The sequence below is a fragment of the Nitratidesulfovibrio oxamicus genome (assembly GCF_015731765.1).
GTDB classification, from domain to species: domain Bacteria; phylum Desulfobacterota; class Desulfovibrionia; order Desulfovibrionales; family Desulfovibrionaceae; genus Cupidesulfovibrio; species Cupidesulfovibrio oxamicus.
The window spans coordinates 1-5,021 of the sequence record NZ_VRYY01000174.1 but is presented as its reverse complement, the minus strand read 5'-3'; the positions used below and the strand labels follow the sequence as shown (position 1 = coordinate 5,021).

General features: G+C 66.8%; 3 protein-coding genes, 1 tRNA gene and 1 pseudogene. 3 read left to right on the top strand and 2 right to left on the bottom strand.

The genetic code is table 11. The features are described from left to right. Positions 1-793 (bottom strand): phosphodiester glycosidase family protein (locus tag FVW20_RS07315; protein ID WP_307831421.1); only part of this gene is annotated, 793 nt, incomplete at its 3' end. 563 nt (positions 794-1,356) lie between these two features. Between FVW20_RS07315 and metF the strand changes: the two genes are divergently transcribed. Then, a complete protein-coding gene (metF, locus tag FVW20_RS07310) occupies positions 1,357-2,232 on the top strand; it encodes a methylenetetrahydrofolate reductase [NAD(P)H] (protein ID WP_196608913.1) in 876 nt (291 codons plus the stop codon). 717 nt (positions 2,233-2,949) lie between these two features. After that, positions 2,950-3,975 (top strand): glycosyltransferase family 9 protein, encoded by a 1,026-nt coding sequence (locus tag FVW20_RS07305; RefSeq protein ID WP_196608914.1) that lies wholly within the window; start codon positions 2,950-2,952, stop codon positions 3,973-3,975. A 509-nt stretch (positions 3,976-4,484) separates the two neighbouring features. Here FVW20_RS07305 and FVW20_RS07300 read toward each other — a convergent pair. Next, positions 4,485-4,560 (bottom strand) — tRNA-Lys (locus FVW20_RS07300). Positions 4,561-4,646: 86 nt separating this feature from the next. On the opposite strand from FVW20_RS07300, the pseudogene FVW20_RS20140 reads away from it, so the two are divergent. Then, positions 4,647-5,021, top strand: a pseudogene (locus FVW20_RS20140) (thiol:disulfide interchange protein); the annotation flags it as partial.

Here is a 5,021-nt window from a genome sequence, read left to right as displayed (position 1 = left end):
TGCGCCGCGCGCCCAGCACGTTGGGCAGGGGGGCCGCGGCGTTGCCGCCGCTCCAGAAGTCTGCCGGGTGGCGTCCCATCCAGATGTCGGTGCGCACGGGGGTGCGCAGGCACAGCCCGGCCTGCGGGCCGCCCTCCACGTACATCACGTCGCGGATGTCGATGGGCAGCGCCAGCAGGATGGTGGCAAAACGCCACGCCGTGAGCGGTTCGCGGCAGTGCAGGAACAGGATGGCCCCGCTGCCGTCCTGGCCCACGGCGGCCACCGAATACAGCGGCCCGCCCTGCGGCCACAGGATGCGCCGGTTGGCCCCGATGAGCCGGTAGTTCTGTACCGCCCCGCGGTACTGCGGCAGCAGCGTTTCCCACGGGTCGGCTGTGCGGTCCAGCAGGTCGGCCTGGGGCAGGTCGGATGACTGTGGCCCGAACACGAAGAACGCTCCCAGGTTGCCCCCGATGCGCGGGTTGTTCAGGTGCGCGCCATTGCGCAGGTAGCCGGTGCTGGTGCGCGCGTCGGGCAGGTACATGCTGGCGTTGATCACCGCGTTCAGGTCGTGGCGGCGGGCCCATTCGGCCAGCGAGAGGGCGGGGGCGCCCTCTTCCGATGTGGTGTGCAGGCTGAATTCGTAGTAGGCGGGGTCGATGCGCAAGGCCACGATGCGCTCGGTGCCGTCGGGGGCGTCGGGCGCGGGAAAGATGCCCAGTTGCAGGCCGGTGTCCAGTTCCGTCCAGCCGGGGGCCTCGTCTGCCCGCGCCGTGCCCGCCGACAGCAGCAGGCCCAGCACCGCCAGCACGGCAACCGTCCTGCGCAGGGCGCGCGTGCAGCCTCCCGTGCGGCATATGCCGGGCGGGACTGGGCGCGCGGGCGCGACAGGGAGTGCTGCGGTGACGGTCATGTCGGTATGGCGGGTGTGGCTGCGGTGGGTGACCGGGCACCATGACGGGTGGGGCATGGTGGCGTATGGCTACGTCATGCTGACGCCATGGCGTCATTCCGGCGCGGTAGCGGTGCGTGCTGCGGGGCTCTCCCGGACAGGTCCCCCCTTTCCGGTGCAGGGTGGCAGTGTAGGGGAAACCCTTGCGCGGCGCAACGGGCAGGTCAGGTCCGGTCAGGGCCGGGAACGCATCTGGCATGCACCAGGCAGTCAGGTACCGACGATGACGGATGGTGATGCGGCCCGGTTCACACTTCAATATTGACATATCAAGATAGCTTGATATAGGATGGTTCCATCACGTGAAGGGAGATGGCCCGGCGAACCCCGCGTTCATCCGGTCCGGTATGCGCACCCTTGCGCGCCCTGCCCCCACACGACAGCACCCGCAGACGCCAGCCCCAGGCAGCAAAGGATACGCCGTGAAGATCAGAGATAGCATCGCCGCCAGCACCCGACCCTTCTATTCGCTGGAATTCTTTCCCCCCAAGGAACGGGAGAACTGGCCCGGCTTCTTCGCCACCGTGGAACGGCTGAAGGCCCTGAATCCGCTGTTCGCCTCGGTCACCTACGGGGCGGGCGGGTCCACCCAGGACAACACGCTGGAAATCACCTCGCACCTCAAGAACGTCATGGGCCTTGAGCCCATGGCCCACCTGACCTGCGTGGGCGCCACGCGCGAGCGCATAGCCGACTATCTGCGCCGTCTGCGCGAAGTGAACGTGGACAACGTGCTGGCCCTGCGCGGCGACGCTCCCAGGGGGCAGGACATCGACTGGGACACGGCGGAATTCCGCTACGCCGCCGACCTGGTGCGCTTTGCCCGCAACGAACAGCCCGACATGGGCGTGGGCGTGGCCGGGTACCCGGCGGCGCATCCCGAATCGCCCAGCTTCGCCAGCGACCTGCGCCACACGGCGGACAAGGTCAACGCCGGGGCGGACTTCATCGTTACCCAGTTGTTCTTCGACGTGCGCGAATATTTCGACTTCGTGGAGCGGCTGCGCGCCATGGGCGTGACCGTGCCGGTGCTGCCGGGCATCCTGCCCATCCAGAGCCTGGAATCGGTGCGGCGCATCCTGTCGCTGTGCGGGGCCAACATTCCCGGCAAGCTGTATCTGGAACTGGACGCCGCCAACGAGAAGGGCGGGGCGGATGCCGTGAAGGAAGCGGGCATCGCCTTTGCCCAGCAGCAGATTCGTTCGCTGCTGGACGGCGGTGCGCCGGGCATCCATCTGTACACGCTGAACCGCGCCGATACCTGTCTGCGCATTGCCGAAGCGGTGGGCATGAAGTAGTTGCCGTGTGATCCGGCAACGCCGCACGGGCGCTTGACTTTCCGTACGGCTTCGGCAATATGGATGCTGTTGATTGATTGAACAGTTCGTCTGCGCCTCAGGGCAACGGATCGGCGCGACGGACCTCACCGCACTTTCAGGCGAGGCACGGCACGGATGGCACCCGCGCCGGTCCGCGCAGGGCTGGGAACATTCGGTCATGGTACCGGCTGCGCAAGAGGGCTTGCCAGTTCCCGTCCGGCGTGGCGCGCCGCCGCCAGCGGTCCAAGGCCCCCGGAGCCGCCAGGTCTCCGGGGGCTTTTTCCGTACGTCCTGCCTGTCCTGCCTTTCGGGCGCGTCGGACAATGCCTGCCGAACACTGTCTGGCGCTTCAGGTTTGCCTGTCAGGTCTGGCGGTCCAAGTCTGTCCGTACCAAGCCCGGCCGGGCCGTGCGCCGTTCGGCCAGTGCCTTCCGTTTGCGCAAGCCCTGCATTCCCGTTTCGGGGTAGGCATTTGCTCGCTCCACCCTTTCCGTCTCCTCGTTTCCGCTCCGCCTGCTCCTCTGGTTGACGCACCGTGCGCAAGACGGTAGCACGGCACCATTCCAGACCGGAGCACCAGTGAACAGCACACCTTCTTCCCCTCGCAACGATTCCGGGGCATTGCCCCCCGCCGGGTATTCCGCCCCCACCGTTCCCCCGGGCCCTCCGGCTTCCCCGATCATCGACCCGGCCAACGTGCGGCGCATTCTGGTCTGCCAGTTGCGGCAGATTGGCGACGTGCTGTTGGCAACCCCCTCGCTGGAACTGCTGCACCGCCGCTTTCCCGGTGCGGAAGTGCACGTGCTTACCGAGCGCAAGTGCACCCCCATGCTGCATGGCAACCCCGCCGTGCATACGGTGTGGGCCATCGACAAGAAGGAACTGGGATCATTTGCGCGCGAGGTGGCCTTCTACTGGCGGGTGGCGCGCACCGGCTTTGACGTGGTGGTGGATTTTCAGCAGTTGCCGCGCTGCCGGTGGGTTGTGGCCATGTCGCGTGCGCAGGTGCGCCTTTCGTACACCCCCGCGTGGTACAACCGCTGGCTGTTCACCCACTGGGTGCGCCCGCGCGACGGATATGCCGCCATGGCCAAGGCCAGCGTGCTGGAGCCGTTGGGCGTGCGCTGGAACGGCGAACGGCCCCGGCTGTACCTGAGCGACGCGGAACGCGACGCCGCGCGCGGGCTGTTGGCGTCCCTGGGGCTGGCCGAGGGACAGCGGCTGATCACCGTGGACCCCACGCACCGTCGCGTCACCCGGCGCTGGCCTGCTGCCCACTACGGCAGGTTGCTGTCGCTGGCCGCCGCGCGTGATCCTTCGTTGCGTTTCATGCCGCTGTTCGGCCCCGGAGAGGAGAACGACGTGCGCGCCGTGGTGGCCGCCTGCGACTGCCCGGAAAAGGTGCTGATGCCTGACCGCATGCTGTCGCTGCGGGAAATGGCCGCCTGCATCGATCAGGCCGTGCTGCACGTGGGCAACTGTTCCGCGCCGTGTCACATCGCCGTGGCCGTGGGCACGCCCACCTTCGTGATCCGCGGTGCCACCAGCAGGGCGTGGTCGTTCCCCGCGCCGGAACATTTCCACATGGCCCGGGGGCTGGACTGCCAGCCCTGCAACCGCAACGAATGCGCCAATCCCGACCAGTTGGCCTGCCTTGTGCGCCTGACGCCGGAATCCGTGTGCCAGGCCATGCTGGATCATCTGGCCGCCGTGTCGCGCTGAGGCAGGGGCATCCGAAGGCGGGGGGCCCGGCAGGCGCGCTCCGGTGTTCCGGTCTCCGGAGCCCGGAGATTCGGTCGGCGTCAGGTGCCGCAGGCTTCTGTCCGACGGACATTTCCTGACATTATAAGGCCAGGGGGGTGTTCGGGCTTTCGCGGCGGGGGGAAAGCGGCTACACTGCCGGAGTTGTCTGCCGGGCCGCCCGTGCGGTATCTGTCCGGGATGTGTCTGGATGCCGCGTGTGCGGCACGCGGCGGGCGGCATCCGGCTCGCCCATGGCCGTGCCCGGATCTGCATCCGATGGCGCATCCGGTTCCGTATCCGGCCCTGTATTCGGCTTTGCATGTGACGCCGGGGCCGCGCGGAACCGGATCATGTTTCTGTAGTGTCATGCAGCGCGGGGCAACGTGCACGTAAACATGTGGGGGATTCATGTCGCGCCACTGTCGCTTCTGTCGCCATGCAACGCAAAAACCCCGCAGCGGGTTTCCACTGCGGGGTTTCTCTTGCTCTGGTGGGCCATCAGGGACTCGAACCCCGAACCAACTGATTAAGAGTCAGCTGCTCTACCAATTGAGCTAATGGCCCAGCGCCTCAACGCGAAGGGGAAACTAAAGAGAACCCGCTCCGAAGTCAAGCGGATTTTTTCAAGGCTTTCAATATTTTTCTAAATTATGAAAAAAGAAAATAAAATCAAAATGTTGAAGCGTGCATTTTTCGATGTTCGGGTGCCTGCGGCAGTGCTTGTCTGGCTGCTTTGCGCGGCCTTTTCCCTGCATGCCGCCGATTTGTCCGTTCCGGAGGGTGGTTCGGCTGGTCTTGGACCCCGCCCCGAGGTGACGGTGGAGGTATTCAGAGAGGTCCGCGCGGGCGAGGACGGCGTACTGGCGGTGGTCTGGCTGGAAATGCCCGCCGGGTACCATGCCTATGCCAACGACATGGACGGCAGCGGCGGTAGGGGAAGCGGCGTGGGGCTGCCCACGGTGGTCACCGTGCGCGGGGCCTCGTCCCAGGCTGCTGCGCCTGCCGGGGCCGCTGGTCCCGGCGGC